The 15,895-nt window shown below is 68.4% G+C and carries 8 protein-coding genes; 6 read left to right on the top strand and 2 right to left on the bottom strand.

Translation table 11 applies throughout. From position 1 onward, the window contains the following. Positions 1-40: 40 nt before the first annotated feature. The 5 genes from G6O54_RS04960 to G6O54_RS04940 all read left to right on the top strand — a co-directional run bounded on the left by G6O54_RS04960 (position 41) and on the right by G6O54_RS04940 (position 10,696). The gene (locus tag G6O54_RS04960) at positions 41-3,139 is read left to right on the top strand and encodes an FAD-binding and (Fe-S)-binding domain-containing protein (protein ID WP_165220953.1); all 3,099 of its coding nucleotides are present in this window, start codon (positions 41-43) and stop codon (positions 3,137-3,139) included. A 14-nt stretch (positions 3,140-3,153) separates the two neighbouring features. Next, on the top strand, positions 3,154-5,592 hold the full coding sequence (locus G6O54_RS04955; RefSeq protein ID WP_165220950.1) for an alpha-L-rhamnosidase-related protein: 2,439 nt from the start codon (positions 3,154-3,156) through the stop codon (positions 5,590-5,592). Positions 5,593-5,974: 382 nt separating this feature from the next. Next, on the top strand, positions 5,975-8,758 hold the full coding sequence (locus G6O54_RS04950; protein WP_165220947.1) for a BamA/OMP85 family outer membrane protein: 2,784 nt from the start codon (positions 5,975-5,977) through the stop codon (positions 8,756-8,758). A gap of 123 nt (positions 8,759-8,881) precedes the next feature. After that, positions 8,882-9,427 (top strand): hypothetical protein, encoded by a 546-nt coding sequence (locus G6O54_RS04945; RefSeq protein WP_165220944.1) that lies wholly within the window; start codon positions 8,882-8,884, stop codon positions 9,425-9,427. Between the two features lie 24 nt (positions 9,428-9,451). Further along, positions 9,452-10,696: an MFS transporter gene (locus G6O54_RS04940; RefSeq protein ID WP_165220941.1), complete on the top strand. Its 1,245-nt coding sequence runs from the start codon at positions 9,452-9,454 to the stop codon at positions 10,694-10,696. A gap of 21 nt (positions 10,697-10,717) precedes the next feature. On the opposite strand, the gene G6O54_RS04935 is transcribed toward G6O54_RS04940, so the two are convergent. Both G6O54_RS04935 and G6O54_RS04930 read right to left on the bottom strand, forming a co-directional pair. Beyond that, positions 10,718-13,093 carry a glycosyltransferase family 39 protein gene (locus G6O54_RS04935; protein ID WP_165220938.1) on the bottom strand — a complete coding sequence of 792 codons (2,376 nt, stop codon included), beginning with the start codon at positions 13,091-13,093 and terminating at the stop codon, positions 10,718-10,720. A 101-nt stretch (positions 13,094-13,194) separates the two neighbouring features. After that, positions 13,195-15,093 carry a sensor histidine kinase gene (locus G6O54_RS04930; RefSeq protein ID WP_165220935.1) on the bottom strand — a complete coding sequence of 633 codons (1,899 nt, stop codon included), beginning with the start codon at positions 15,091-15,093 and terminating at the stop codon, positions 13,195-13,197. Between the two features lie 384 nt (positions 15,094-15,477). Between G6O54_RS04930 and G6O54_RS38505 the strand changes: the two genes are divergently transcribed. Next, a complete protein-coding gene (locus G6O54_RS38505; RefSeq protein ID WP_205678676.1) occupies positions 15,478-15,864 on the top strand; it encodes a hypothetical protein in 387 nt (128 codons plus the stop codon). Positions 15,865-15,895: the final 31 nt, after the last annotated feature.

The raw sequence follows: 15,895 nt of genomic DNA, 5'->3' as shown, positions 1-15,895 counted from the left end.
CCCCATCGAATGGCCTTCTTCCTGAGGTGAAGTCCGACCCGTGGATGAGCGTCGTGCGAGGATCTACGATGACCTGCGCGGGGTGATCGACGGCGAGCTCGAGTTCGAGCCGCTGGCGCGTGGCTCGTACGCCTACGGCGCGAGCCTCTACGAGATTGACCCCCTGGGCGTGATCGCGCCCAGGACGGAGAACGACGTCCTGGCCGTGGTCGGCTACGCGGCCGAGCATCAGATCCCGATCCATGCCCGCGGGGCCGCGACGGATTCCGGCGGGGGCGCCCTCGGCCCGGGGATCGTGATCGACTTCAGCCGGCACCTCCGCAAGATCCTCCAGGTCTCGGGGGACCGGGTCGTGGTCGAGCCGGGCGTCAGCCTCGATACGCTCAATGCCCACCTCGCCCCGCTGGGGCGTCGCGTGGAGCCCGTGCCGGTGAACGCGGCGATCGGCACCGTCGGTGGGATGATCGCGGTCGACGCCGCCGGCGAACGCTCGCCCCGATTCGGCTCGATGTCCGACCGCGTGGATCAGCTCCGAGTCGCGTTCCCCCAGGGCGACACGGCCGATGTGGGATTCGTCCCCTGGCCGTCCCCGGAGGACGACCCGCGGACGCTCACCGACCTGCACGTCCGCAAGCTGTTGAACATCCACCGGCAGGCCCAACGGCGGCCCCGACCGGCCTCGGCCTCCCTGCCGAGGAACCGAGCGGGCTATGCCCTGGACAGGGCCTGCTCGGCCGAGGGGATCAACCTGGCCCGTCTCATCTGCGGCTCCGAGGGGACCCTCGCGCTGGTGTTGCAGGCGGCGCTCCGGACGATCCCGCTGCCGGGTGCGCAGGGCGCGGCGCTCTTCCCCTTCGGCCGGCTGGCGGACGCCGCCGAGGCGGCCCGAGAGTGCCTGGAGATGGGCCTCATGCCGGCGGCCTGCGACCTCTACGACTGGCGGCTGCTCAGCCTGGCGAGGGATGCGGACGACTCGCTCCGCGACTGGATCCCGGAGTCGGCCCGATCCGCGATCGTGGTCGAATTCGAGGCCGACTCCGCGGACGAGGTCGCCGACGTGCTCCGCCGCCTGGAGACGCGCCTGGGGCGAGGCGGGCGATTCCAGGGGGAGCCCGCGGCGATGACCCGTCGGGCGGATTGCGATCGGCTGGTCGGGCTTCGACGCCTGGCCGAGCCGCTGCTCCTGAAATCGGCCGGGGCGGCCCGGCCGATCTCGGCGGTCGACGACGTCGCCGTGCCGCCGGATTTGCTCGGCCCGGTCATGCTCCGGTTCCAGGAGGTCATGAAGCGTCTGGATATCATGTGGACCCTGAGCGCCGGGGCGGCAGACGGCCGGATCCGATTGCGACCGTTCCTGGACCTGGCCAACCCCGAGGATCGGGCCCGGATCGAGCCGATGGCCGCCGAGCTGTATGAGATCGTCCTCGAGGCCCGGGGCACGATCTCGGCCTCGTCGGGCTGCGGTCTCTCGCGGACGCAATTCCTGGCCCGGCAATTCGGCGAGTACGCCCAGACGTTCCGGGAGATCAAGGACGTGTTCGATCCCGCCGGGCTCCTCAACCCCGGCAAGGTGATCGGCGACGACCCCCACCAGATGGCCCGCGACCTGAAGCGATTCCCCCCGGGGGGCATGGCCTCGATCCCCGACTCCGTGCTCGTGGCCGTCGGCTCGGGATCGGGCAACAGCAAGGGGGGCTCTGCCGTCTATCGGACCATGACGGCCGCCGATCCCCCGGGCGGCCCGGTGGCGTCGCCCGCCGCGGCCGAGGGTCCCGGAGAACCCTCGATTTCGCCGGGGGACGTCATCCTGCCGGTGCTCCGCTGGCCGGAACCCGGGGCGGTCGGGATTGCCTCGGCGTGCCACGGTTGCGGCGCCTGTCGAAGCCTGGATCCGTCGATGCGCATGTGCCCGAGCTTCCGGGCCCACCGACGCGAGGAGGCGAGCCCGAGGTCCCAGGCGAACATGATCCGCCAGATCGCCTCCGGGGCCGTGGACCCGAGGCTCTGGGGGAGCGAGGAGGCCCTGGCTCACGCGTCTCTCTGCATCCATTGCAAGCTCTGCAAGTCCGAATGCCCCGCCGAGGTGGATGTCTCCGGCCTGATGCTCGAGGCCAAGGCCGCCTACGTCGAGAATCACGGCCTGCCGCCGTGGGACTGGGTCTTCTCCCGGCTGGAGATGTGGGCCGGGCTGGCCAGCCGGTTCCCGATCCTGTCCAATTTCCTGCTCTCCCGCCGCAACGCCCGCCGCGTCATCGAGCGGGTCCTGGGCGTCTCGCGGCATCGCGTGCTCCCGCCCGTGCAGCGGACGCCGTTCACCCGACGGGCCGCGCGGATGGGGCTGGGCAAGGCACGCCCCCACGAGCCGGGCCCGCGCGTGGCCTACTTCGTGGACCTCTACGCGAACTACTACGACCATGAGCTGGCCGAGGCAGTCGTCCAGGTCCTTCGCCGCGCCGAGGTCAACGTCTTCGTCCCGCCCGGCCAGCGAAGCTCCGGCATGGCGCCCTTGATCGTGGGCGACATCGACTATGCCCGTGACATCGCCGTCAGCAACCTTCGCGTCCTGGGCAACGCCGTCCGCGACGGCTACACGATCGTCTGCTCCGAGCCGACCGCGGCGCTCATGCTGCGTCAGGAGTATATCCGTCTGATCGGCGACCTGGATGCGGATCTCGTCGCCCAGAACACCATGGACCTGGGCCAGTACCTGAACGGGCTCGACGCCCGGGGCCAGTTGCCGGCGCCGACCGAACCGCTCCATGCGCGGGTGGGCTACCATCAGCCCTGCCATCTGCGGGCGCTCGAGGTCGGCATCCCCGGCCTGGACCTGATTCGCAAGATACCGGACCTGGACGTGGAGTTCATCAACCGCGGTTGCTCCGGGATGGGGGGGACGTACGGCCTGGCCCGCGACCAGTTCCGGACCTCGCTCCGCGCCGGCCGGCCGCTGCTGCGACGGCTCCGCGACGACGACATCGAGATCGGCTCGACCGAGTGCGGCGCCTGCCGCATCCAGATGGAGCAGGGCCAGACCAAGCGGACGCTCCACCCGATCAAGCTGCTGAGCCTGGCGTACGGGCTGAACCCGTCGCTCCGGCGACATTTCAAAGATTCAAAACAAAGGCATGTCATGGCCTGATTGGAGAGCCAGCGATGTCGCGGCGAGCACGGCGGGGCGTGTGGATTGTGGGATGGATCACGCTGGGGACGATCCTGGCGGGGCAGGTCGCCGCGGGGGAATTCCGCGCGGCGCGTCCCGTCTGGCCGCGGGGCCGGGAGACGGAGAAGAACCTCACCGTCGGCTTCCGCGCGACCTTCGAGCCACCCGCCCAGACGCCGGTCATCGTCCGCCTGGCCGGCTCCACCCGGTATCGCGTCTGGCTCAACGGCGAGCACGTGGGCTACGGCCCGGCACGCGGGCCGCACGGGTTCTTCCGCGTCGACGAGATCGACCTGACGCGGCGGGTCCGACCGGGCCGAAACCTGCTGGCCGTCGAGGTGGCCGGCTACAACGTCAACAGCTACGACGTCCTCGATCAGCCCTCGTTCCTGGAGGCGGAGGTCGTCGCCGGCCCCGCCGTCCTGGCCGCGACCGGAGATCCGGCGAGGCCGTTCGACGCCCGCATCCTCCCCGAGCGCGTCCAGAAGGTCCAGCGGTACAGCTTCCAGCGGCCATTCTCCGAGGTCTATCACCTCACCCCAGGCTTCGACCGCTGGCGGCGTGACGCGGACGCGCCGGCCGGAGATGTGACCTGCGAGGTTCAGACCCCGCGCGAGCACCTGGCACGTGGGGTGGCGCTCTGCGACTTCTCCGTCCGACCCGCCTCGCAAGTGCTCGCGCTGGGGAGCTTCCGGATCGGCGACGCCCCGGCCAACCCATGGAAGGACCGGTCGCTGACGGCCATCGGTCCCAAGCTGCGGGGCTATCCCGAATCCGAGCTGGCCACCATCCCGTCGCTCGAGCTCCAGCGTGTCATCCAGACACATCGCCTTGGTTATTGCCTCCGTCCTCCGGGCGTCTTGCCGGAGCATCTGAAGGCCGGTACGTTCCGGCTCCTCGATTTCGGCGTGAACACCACTGGATTCCTGAAGGCCAAGATTCACTGCGAACGCCGCGCCCGGTTGTTCCTCACCTTCGATGAGCTCCTCACGAAGGAGGGTGACGTCGATTTCAAGCGGCTGGGGTGCGTCAATATCGTGGCCTGCGAGCTGGAGCCGGGGACCTACGATTTCGAGGCGTTCGAGCCGTACACGTTCCGTTACCTGAAGCTGATGGCCCTGGAGGGAGACTGTGTCGTGGACCGGGTCGCGGTCCGCGAGTACGCCGCGCCGACTTCCTCCCAGGTCCGATTCGAGGCGAGCGACCCGAATCTCAACCGGCTCTTCCGGGCGGGCGTCGAGACCTTTCGTCAGAATGCCGTTGATCTGTTCATGGATTGCCCCTCTCGAGAGCGGGCGGGCTGGCTCTGCGACAGCTTCTTCACCGCCCGGACCGCGTTCGACCTCCAGGGGGATACGCGGGTGGAGGCGAACGTCTTCGAGAACTTCCTCCGGCCGAAGTCCTTCGCCCATCTCCCCGGCGGGATGCTGCCGATGTGCTACCCGGCCGACCACGACGACGGCATCTTCATCCCCAACTGGTCGCTCTGGTTCGTCCTTCAGCTCGAGGAATACCTGCACCGCTCCGGCGACCGCAAGACCGTCGAGTCGCTCCGGCCCCGGCTCGAGGCTCTCATGGACTACTTCCGCCGGTTCCGAAATTCCGACGGCCTGCTCGAGAAGCTGGAGAGCTGGGTGTTCGTCGAATGGTCCGCGGCCAACAACTTCGTCCAGGACGTGAACTATCCGTCGAACATGCTCTACGCCTCGGCCCTCGCGTCCATGGGGCGGATGTACGGCCGCCCCGACCTGACGAGCCAGGCCGAGTCCATCCGAGCCACGATCCGCAAGCAGGCGTTCGACGGCGCCTTTTTCGTGGACAACGCCATCCGCGATAAGGACGGCAAGTTGGCCGCGACCCGGAACCGGACCGAGGTTTGCCAGTATTTCGCCTTCGCCTTCGACGTGGCCACGCCGGAGTCGCACCCGCAGCTCTGGCAGACGCTCGTCGCCGAGTTCGGCCCACGGCGGAAGGGGACGAAGGTTCATTCGGACGTTCATCCGGCGAATGCCTTCGTCGGCGACACCCTGCGGCTGGAGCTGCTCTCGAGGGCCGGCCTTTGCCGCCAGCTCCTGGATGAGTCGCTGGAATACCAGCTCAAGATGGCCCATCTGACGGGGACGCTCTGGGAGAACGACAGCCCGACGGCGAGCTGTGATCACGGCTTTGCCTCGCATGGCGGTGTCCATGTCCTCTTCCGCGACGTGCTGGGGATCGTGGATGTTGACCCGGTCGCGCGGTCGGCCCGGATCCGGTTCACCAACTTGCCGCTCGAGCATTGCGAGGGCACCCGGCCGGTGCCCGGCGGCACGGTCACGCTCCGCTGGCGGAAGGAGGATGGGGCAATCCGGTATCGTGCCGAGGTTCCCACCGGCTGGACGACCACGGTCGAGAACCGGAGCGGGCATCGGGTCGTCGAGGAGCCGCGCTGAGCGGCCTCGCGATTCATCCACGGTCCGCCTTGCATCGCGGGGGGATCTGGGGTAAAAGGCCCGAGCCTGTCATATCTTTGTTCGGCGGCGACCGGGCTGAAGCGCGATCGTGACCACGGATTGGGCACGATCCGAGGCGCCGGAAGGCCCATATCGGGCCCGGGCTCGTCGCGATGGCAATGCGGGGGAGCGATCGTCGCTCTCCGGGGAACGGACTCGGAAGATCGACCAGTCCGGGGGGCGAGTCGGCCGGCCCGCGATCGTCAGGATCGCGGCCGCGGGCGAATCCCCGCGGATCGGCACGGTCCAGGAAAGATCGCTCATGGGACGATCCGGAACTCGACACATCGCGGCGCCAGGGACGGCCACCGCGGGTGCACGGATGAGCGGTGCGCGGCGGTGGCGCGTGCTCGCCCCGCTGGCCTTGCTGGCGATGATCGCCGGAGATCCTTCCGGCTGGATCGTCCCCGGTGCCTTCGCCTGGCGGGGAGACCAGCTCCCGGAAGGGATCGTGTCCGAGGTCCGCATCGAGGGGAACACGACGATCCCCGCCGAGAAGCTCCGCGCCTATCTCTCGAGCCGCGCCGGGCAGCCCCTCTCGCAGCAGCACGTCGAGGCCGACATCAAGAGCCTCATCGCCAAGGGGGGACTCTCGGATGTCGCGCCGTATTACGAGGAATCGCCGCCCAAGAGCGGCAAGTTCATCCTGATCTACCGCGTGCGCGAGATGCCCGTCCTCAAGATCGTCGAATTCCGGGGGCGAAAGTCGGTCTCCCTGAAGGAGATCGAGGAGGCGACCGACCTCAAGGTCGGCAACCGGGCCGACGCGACGAAGACGCGGCTCGCCCTCGGCCAGATTCAGCGCCTCTACCAGGAGAAGGGGTATGACCTCGCCGAGGTCCGCCTCCTGGAAGGGGGCAGCATGGGCGACACGAAGGTCGTCATCCAGATCTTCGAAGGCTCCAAGTTCCGGATCAACAGCGTCGATTTCAAGGGGAACGTCTTCGCCTCCGACGGCCAGCTCCGGACCAAGATCGGCACCCGCAAGCCGATCCTCGGCCTGGTCGGCGGCAAGTATCACCGCGACCTCCTGGACGAGGACACTAGGAAGCTCAAGGAATACTACCAGTCGCAGGGCTTCTACGAGGTGAAGGTCACCCCGGTCACCCGTTCCGGGAAGGACCTGGGCGACATCAACCTCACCTTCGTGATCTCCGAGGGGACGAGGTACAGCGTCCGCAACCTGCTCTTCGAGGGGAACTCCAAGATCAAGACCGAGGAGCTCCGCGAGGGGCTCCAGCTCCATTCCGGCAAGCCGTTCCTGGAGGCCGTGAAGGAGGCCGACCTGAAGCTGATGCGATCCCGGTATTACGCCCTCGGCTGCGCCGACGCCCAGATCGCCTTCGAGCCCCGGTTCACCAACAAGCTCGGGGTCGTGGACCTGCTCTACAAGATCGAGGAAGGCGAGGCCTACCTCATCGGCGAGATGCCGAACTACGGCAACAACCGGACCAAGGACAAGGTCATCCGCCGCGAGGCCGTGATGGCTGGCCTGCTGCCGGGCGAGATCCTCGACATGAATCGGGTGGAGGTCTACAAGAACCGGCTCAGCGCGCTCGGCTACTTCCACGGCCCGGGAGGACCGCAGCAGGGCGGGCCGGACCTGGGCGGCAAACCGCTGGAGGTCCGCGTCATCAACAAGCGGCCCGGGGACAAGCCCTATGGCGACCTGATGATGCCGCTCCTGGGCGATGGTGTGACCCAGGCCCGCATGCAAGATCCGGGCGACGGGATCGAGCTGGTGCCGGCCCCGGAGGCCGTGGACGTCTCGGGGGCCGCGCCGGGCGCGGGCGCCCCGGCGGCCGGGGGCTTCGGCGCGGGCAACCTGTTCGCCCCCCCCGCCGACACGACGCCCGGCCTGACCGTGCCTCCGGCCCGAGCCGGACGAAGGTCGGCCGTGAACGCGGCCAACGGTGCCCCGCCGGCGGGCTCGCCGCCGCCGTTCGGCAGCGGCGAGCCCGCGGGCACGTTCCCGAGCCTCCCGGGCACGAACATGACAAGCGTCGGCCCGGACCTGAACGACCCGTTCCGCAACCGTTCGTTCGCCGACATCATCACGAGCGTGGACGAGGCCCCCACCGGCCGGTTCATGGTCGGCGTGGCGGCCAGCAGCTTCCAGGGCCTCTTCGGCAACGTCACGGTCTACGAGAAGAACTTCGACATCTTCAACGTCCCGCGGTCGTTCAACGACATCTTCAACGGCACGGCCTTCCGGGGCGGCGGCCAGGAGTTCCGTCTGAACATCCAGCCCGGGACGTTGATCAACAAGTTCGAGGCGAGCCTCCGCGAGCCGTACCTCTTCGACCTCCCCATCGGGGCGGGCGTCGCGGGCTACTGGTTCAGCCGCTTCTACCCCGACTGGGACGAGCGCCGGGGCGGCGGCCGGTTCTCCCTGGGCCGCCAGTTCGGCTCCAGCACGTACGCCGACGTCGCGGTCCGCGTGGAGGACATCAACTTCTTCGGCTATCGCAGCCCGGCGCCGGCGGAGTACCTGGCGGTGGCCGGCGAGTCGTTCCTCGCCTCGCTCCGGCCGAGCCTGCGGTTCGACAATCGCAACAACCCGTTCATGCCCAACAAGGGGCAGTACGCCGAGCTCGCCTTCGAGCAGGGCTGGGGGACGTTCACCTGGTCCAAGGTCGACCTCGAGGGACGCACCTACATCCCGACCGGCAGCCGGCCCGACGGCAGCGGCAAGCGGTTCTTCACCCTCCGCGGCCATTTCGGGGTCGCGACCCAGGGCATCCCGGTCTACGAGAGCTATTTCGCCGGCAACTTCGGCAGCCTCCGCGGCTTCCAGTATCGCACGATCAGCCCGCACGCCCTGGGCGTCCCCGTCGGCGGCGTGATGATGGCACTCGGCTCGATCGAGTACCAGTTCCCGCTCACCGCCAGCGACACCTTCCATCAGGTCGTCTTCTGCGACTTCGGCACCGTCGAAGGGGACTACAACTTCCACAAGGTGCGTGCCTCGATCGGCACCGGCCTGCGGATGGTCATCCCCCAGATGGGCCCGATCCCGCTCGGCTTCGACCTCGCGTTCCCCGTCTCCTACGCCGACGGCGACCGCCTCCGCTACTTCAACTTCAGCATGGGGGCCATGTACTGAGGCAAATCGCCACCGATGAAGAGGCCAAATTCCTCCCCCTTCGTCTGTGGCTAAGTTCCTCCGCCTGACATAATCTAGAGCCTGAGGCACGTGTCGCTCCGTTGGTCGTTGTCGGAAGGCTCGATGATCCGCTATTTCCTGGTCCTGGCCGTCACCGGGACCTCGCTGCTGACGGCGAACTTCGTGCTCGGCCTGCTCGCGTCGGGCGAGCCGAGGGGGCCGCATGCGGTCTGGCACGCGGTCCACCTGCTCTTCTCCCTGCTCACGGTCGTCTGCCTGCTGGGGATCCACTCGATCGTCTACACGTACTTCATGGCGACCGTGAAGTGGGCCAAGGAGGTGGTCCGCGTCTACGGGCTGCCCGAGTGGTTCATCGCGCACGCGACGCGGAACAAGCGGCGCGCGATGCGGTTCGTCATGGGCTCCATGACCGCCGTCGCCGTCACGGCCTGGCTCGGGGCCGCGGCGGACACGCGAAGCCTGGCCTACGCGCCCTGGCATCTCGGCGTGGCCGCGATGACCATCGCCTTCAACCTGGGGGCGTTCGCCGTCGAGTACGCCGGCATCGTCGCGCATGCTCGATTGCTCCTGGAGCTGAAGTCGCAGGCGGATTCGCTCCGCGAGGCCCGCTACGGCAAGGCCGATCCCTCCGGCGTCCCCACCCACTGAGGATCGAGGAGCAAGGTCCCGCTGATGTCGCCGCTCGCCGTGATCGTCCTGATCGTGCTGATCGACCTGCTGGGCTTCTCCGTGGTCATGCCCCTGCTGGCGCCCTTCGCGGAGCACTACGGGTTCGCCGACTGGCAGATCGGCATGCTCTTCTCCGCCTATCCGCTCTGTCAGCTCATCGCCGGTCCGGTCCTCGGGCGGCTGAGCGATCGCTACGGACGGCGGCCCTTGCTGATCTACTCGCAGGCCGGGACGGCGATCTCGTTCCTGATCCTGGGGCTGTCGCGAGATTTCAGGGTCATGCTCCTGGCGCGGATGCTCGACGGTGCCTCCGGCGGCAACATCCTGGTTGCCCAGGCGTACGTCGCGGACGTCACGAAGCCCGAGAATCGGGCGCGTGGCATGGGATTGATCGGCATGGCGTTCGGCCTCGGCTTCGTCCTGGGCCCGATCCTCGGCGGCCTGCTCGTGGGGCTGCATGCCGCGGGAGAGTGGCGGCTGCGGTTGCCGTTCCTGGTCGCCGCGGCCTTCTCGACGATCGCCTGGATCCTGGTCCTGGCCCGGCTGCCGGAGTCGCGGCCGGAGGGTTCGGTGACCCGCGAGGCCGCTCGCGTGCTGAGCTGGCGGGGAGTGCTGGATACGGTGCGGATCCCGGCGATCGGATCGTTGATCGGCATCGGCTCCCTGGCGGTCTTCGCGTTCGCATGCCTGGAAGGGACCCTCGCCCTCTTCGTCCGTCGCCGCTTCGGGTGGGACGCCCAGGGGGCGGCCTTCGCGTTCGCCGGGCTGGGCGTGTTGACGGCGGTGGTGCAGGGGGGCCTGATCCGCCGGCTCGTCCCTCGGTTCGGCGAGCCGCGGCTGATCCTGGTCGGTCTCTTCAGCGCCCTGGCGGGCTTCGCGGCGATCGCGACGGCCACAACCTGGCCGATGCTCATCCCCGCGTTCGCCCTGGTCGGGATCGGCCAGGGACTCTCGGCGCCTTCGATCAGCGGACTCCTCTCCCGGTCGACGCCGATGAGCGAGCAAGGGGCCGTCTTCGGGACGTTCTCCTCGACACAGACGCTCGCCCGCATGTTGAGCTACTCCGCCGCCAATGTCCTGATGGGCCGCGTCTCGCCCGCGGCCCCGTACTGGTTCGCCTGCGGGATCTACGCCGTCGCGGCGCTCACGGCTCTCGCCCTGCTCCCCTCGAGGCCGATCGCCGAGCATCCCGACGAGGTCGATCTGGACGGTCACGTTCCGGTCGCGACGGGCGGGGGCCTGGACTGAGCGTCCGCCAGGGCCGGCGGCTTACTCACCTGCAGCAAGATCTCGGTCGAGATATCCGCCGATCCACTCGGGATCGGTGTAGGCATAGCGGGTCATGACCTCGACGACGGCCTCGGGATGGGCGGCGAGGATCCGCACGCCCTCGACGAGCGCCACGGGCCTGGTCTTGAGGAGGCGATTGAGCAGGAAACGGCGGATCTTCGCGTGCTTGGCCTCGGGGTGGACCGTCATCAGGTTCATGAGCCTGGAAGCATGGGGATCCGCCGAGCCGATCCCGTCGGCCTCGAGCTTCTTCGCGGCGGCTTCCAGGCCGGCCGGATCCTCGCGGGCCCAGCGGAGGACGGCCTCGTTAGCGATCAGGCGGCCGACCCTGGGCTTGGGCGGTGGGATCGGATCAGGGTCCGGCGCATCCACGAGGAGCTCGAGCGCCCAGGCCCGCGAGACGCCGATCGGGTCGGCGACCGTCGCGACGCGAAGCCCGCCCAGCGAGCTCGGTTCGGAGGCATACCAGGGTTTCATCGCGAACAGGAATCGCGAGAACGGAGTCGCCTTGGAATCCTGGGTATGGAGCCAGGCGTAGCCGATCCGCCCGTAGACCCCGGCTCCCTGCGTGCGGACGTCACGGCCCAGGATGAGGTCCTTTCGAAGCTCGCCGAGCCCCTGGAGCTCCTGCCAGGTCATGGGATTGGTGAGCTCGTTCGGGTCGTCCAGCTCCGCCCGGGTGGGGAGCCGCGCGTTCAGCTCCTTGACCACGGGCCCGTTGAAGGCGTCCAGCCAGTAGGTGAGCTCGAAGCCGCGATGCCAGGCCCCGCGCGGGCCGCCGAGGATCTCGTTGTAATAGGAAAGCTCATACGGATGGATCGATGCGACCGCGACGCCCGCGGGGATCAGCACCGCGGCCATCGTCGCCGGTCCCGCCAGGCGCAGCGGCACTCTCGCCAGGCGATGGACCAGTCGCGACAGGGCCTCGGCTCCACACCCTGAGAACGCGGCGAGGAAGAAGAAGGAAGGGAGGAGCAGGCGGACTCCGTCGTGGGCGGGGACCCGGAGCATCCGGAGCGCCGGGAGCGTCATGAAGTGGAGCAGGACGTAGAGCGGCAGGCGGTCGCGACGGGCCTGGAGCAGCCCCCAGACCAGGCCGATGGCCGCGACGACGAGGATCGTGAGCGGGACGGTGATCGCGATCAGGACCCAGCCGTTGTGCCAGGGGAGCGAGTATTCGAAGACCTCGCCGAAGTAGATGATCTGGATGTCCGGGAGGGCCCCCTGGCGATTCGTGTTGAGGGCGTAGTAGTGGGCAAGCCGGGGGAGCGTCTCACGCCACCAGGCCGGGTTTCCCAGCCAGGCGACGACCGGCCCGAACGCCAGGGCCGCGGTCCAGGTCTCCAGCCCCGGCCGCTCCGCCCCCCAGAGGGCATGACGGGGGAAGGCGAAGCCGAGCAGCCGGCGGATCAGCCAGACGACGAGCGGGACCGCGAGGATCCACCCCGGGAGATCGGAGGCCGGACGGTGGAGGAAGAGGTCGGTAGACCCGGGCGGCGGTAGCTGCCGCTGGAGGGACTGGATCTCCAGGAAGGCCAGCCCGAGCGCGATCAGCATCGGCCCGGCGGTGACCAGCCCATCGATCCAGGCGAGCCGGGCTCCCGGCCCGACGAATGCCCGCGACGAGCGAGACGCGGCCAGCCAGAGGAAAAGGGGGAGGACCATGGTTACGGCCGACATCTTCTCGACGAACGCGAGGCCCACGAGGATCCCCAGCAGCACCCGCCATCGCCGGCCCCTTTCCTCGTGCAGCCCGTTCCACAGGGCGATCGAGGCCGCGGCCCAGAGGAAGAGGCCCGGCGTATCGGTGTCGATCAGGTGGGCCTGCCCGTAGACTCTGGGCATCAGGACGAGGGAGCCGGCCATGACCAGTCCGACCAGCATCCCGTAGCGGCGGGCGAGGAAATGGAAACCGATGGCCGCCGTCATCGCCAGCTCGATCACCGGCGCCATGCGACGCGCCGGGATGTCCTTCATGATGCCGCCGAGGAGCGTATAAGTGGCCAGGTTGAGCTGACCCGCCAGCGGAGGATGGAAGTTGATCCCGTGGCGGCCATAGGGCCAGTAGAAAAGCAGGGCATCGGGATCGAGGAGCGCGCGGAGGTCCTCCCACGAGCGGACATGGGCCGCCTGCTCCCACCACTGGGACGACATGAGCTGGCTGTAGCGATAGGCCGGCTCATCCCAGGTCAGGCCGATATCGCCGACCGTCGGTATCAGGATCGCCAGCGCCAGGGCGAGCACGCCGAGCGTCGCCGGCCAGAGCCGACGGGGCGGGGCAGGCGGCTGGCTGTCGCCCGCGATCTCGGTCCCCGGGTCGACGGGCGCCTCGGTCGCTTCATCCGGAGTCGTCATCGCCTCCCAACCTCCCGCGGAAACCGAGCTCAGTACCGGACTCATGATAATGCCCCGGGCCGCGGGCGCGGAGACCTGACGCGGCGACCGGCCCGGCCGGATCAGGCCGGCAGCGGCGGGCTCGACGGAATTACGACCCCATCCGGGTGACGGGGGAGGGCTTCGAGGGAGACGATCGGAATCCGCACCAGGAACCGAGTGCCATGGCCGGGCTCGGATTCGCAGTCGATGGTCCCGCCGTGATCCCGGACCATCGCGTACGAGATGGCCAGGCCCAGTCCCGTCCCCTTGCCGACGGGCTTGGTCGTGAAGAACGGGTCGAAGATCCGGTCGCGATCCCCGGGATTGATCCCACAGCCCTCGTCGGCGACGACGATCAGGATCTCAACCTCGGAGCAATGGGTCTCGACGACGATCTTCCCCCCGGGATTGCTGGCGTCGATCGCGTTGATGACCAGGTTCTGCACCACCATGTTGATCTTGGCCGGGAAGCACATGGTCCGGGGCAGGGGGGCGAGGCGGGTCTCGAGGGTCACCTGGTGCTCGTCGGCGAGGTTCTGCATCAGGCGGATCGTCGTCCCGATCCCCACGTTCAGCTCCGAGGCCTGGTACTCCGCTTCGCCCAGATGGGCGAAGTCGCGAAGGTCGGCGACCACTTTCTGGATCCGGAGGAGCCCCGACCTCGACCGCTCCAGGAGTCCGTCGAGGTTCTCGAGGACGAAGGGAAGGTCGATGTCTTCCGAGAGCTGGGAGATCCTCGTATAGAGCTCGCCCTGATAGCGGGCCAGGGTCTCCTCGGCCTGCTGATAGAGCCGCAGCATCTCGTGCATCCAGCTCACCTCGCGCCTGAGGACCACGAGGTTGTTGGTCACGAACGCGAGCGGGTTGTTGATCTCATGGGCCACGCCGGCGGCGGTCTGGCCGAGACTGGCCATGCGCGCCTGCTGGAGCATCCGCGACTGGGCCTGCTGGAGCTCGCAATGGGCCAGTTGCAGCGATTCGTGGGCATCGCGGGTCTCCTGGAGCGACCGAGTCAGCTCCTCGTTAGCCCGGCGCAGGTCGCAGGTCCGCTGGATCACCTTCTGTTCGAGGAGGTCGTGGGCCTCACGGAGGCGATCCTCGGCCCGCTCGAGCTCGCCGCCCAGGCGGGCGGCGATTCGTTCGCAGATCAGGGCGAAGAGCCCGATCGCCGCGGCCGCCATCGCCGCGGAGGCAATCGCGGTCGAGGTCGCTCCCACGCCGATGGTGACGAATCGGGTCAGCCACGCCACGACCACGACCGTGGTCGCGACCAGAGGCAGGAACGTCCGCAGCAGGCGAGCCCGGATCGAGGGCCCGGCAAGTCGGCTGAGCGGGAAGGCATCCACTCCGGCCGCCGCGATCAGCCCCATCCCCACGAAGACAAAGCCCGCGGCCGTGTTGAGGGCCATCGGGATCGATTCGGATCCGTAGGCCAGGGGGGATTGAGGGCTGAACAGGTATCCCAGGACGAAGAGCAGGCCCGTCGTCGCCACGACCAGCCCTCCCACGCCGCCAAGCCATCGTATCCGTGCTGACGGCCCCGCCCGGCAGGTCGCCGGCAGGGCCAGCGCGGCGATCGTCATCGCCGTCGCGGTGGGGAGGGACATCTTACCCGTCGGCGCCGCACCGACGCGGCCCGCCCGAACCGAGAGAAACCAGCGATCCACCTCCCACGGCATATCCGCCAGGTCCTCCACCATCCGGGCCACGGCGACAAGGACGACGAGGAACGACGCAACGATCGTCGCCCGGTTTCCGATCCGGCTCGAGGTGATCGCGGCGAACAGTCCCCCCGCAAGGCTCACGAACGCCAGCGCCGTGTTCGGTGCCATCGGCATCGACCCGAGCCGACCTCCGAACAGGACGGGACGGCCGATGGCCCAACCGATGAGGGCGATCACGCTCAGCATGGCGACGATCGTCGCGGCGACCGCGGCGACCTGTCTGCACCGGAGAGAAAGGTCCTGATTACCGTCCACCAGCCGTCTCCGCCAGGAGCTCGAGATTGCGACAGCCGTCCGAGCCGGGCGCCAGATTACCTTATAAGCAGCTTCATACCAAATGAATCCGCCGCCGTGGCCGATCCGGTCACCTCGTCCCGAGGAGCCGCCACACTCCGACCCGCATACGACCGGCAAAGCCGTCGTCGCTCTTTTCAGGAGAACTTGAAAACATGGGCCACTTCTGCTGGCATGGCGCGTGCATGGGCAAGATTATCCGACTGGGTAGACTATCGGGTTGCATTGGGATACCCGATCATTTACCCTAATTTGCGGGTATGCCCGATTTTTGCCAGGTATATTGTCGGAAGTCGGGGTGTCGTTACCTCGCCGACCGGCAAACTCATCCAAGGAGATGCATCGATGAAGCGTCACGCTCTGACCCTCGTCCTCACTGGGGTTCTTGGGTCACTGTTCGTGGTCGGCACCGCCGAAGCCTGCCACAAGAAGAAGCACACCTGTGCGGCTCCGGCCCCGGCTCCGGTGTGTACGGTCGAGCCGGCCCCGGTTCCGGCCCCGGCCCCGTGCCCGGCCCCCGAGCCGACCTGCGCCCCCGCCCCCAAGAAGTGCGGGCTGTTCTCGCATGTCAAGCTGCCGAAGTTCGGTGGCCTCTGCCACAAGAAGGCGGCCTGCGAGCCCGCTCCTGCCCCTGCCTGCGTCGAGACCGTTGCCTACGCGGCTCCCGCCCCGGTCTACGCGACCACCCAGGCCCCGATCACCGCGACCGGCCAGTCCTCGGCCCAGCACTGAGCCTCAATCCGACAACCCTCTGTCCGTCCTG

The sequence above is a fragment of the Aquisphaera insulae genome (assembly GCF_011064615.1).
Lineage (GTDB): Bacteria > Planctomycetota > Planctomycetia > Isosphaerales > Isosphaeraceae > Aquisphaera > Aquisphaera insulae.
This window is presented reverse-complemented; position numbering and strand designations above follow the sequence as displayed.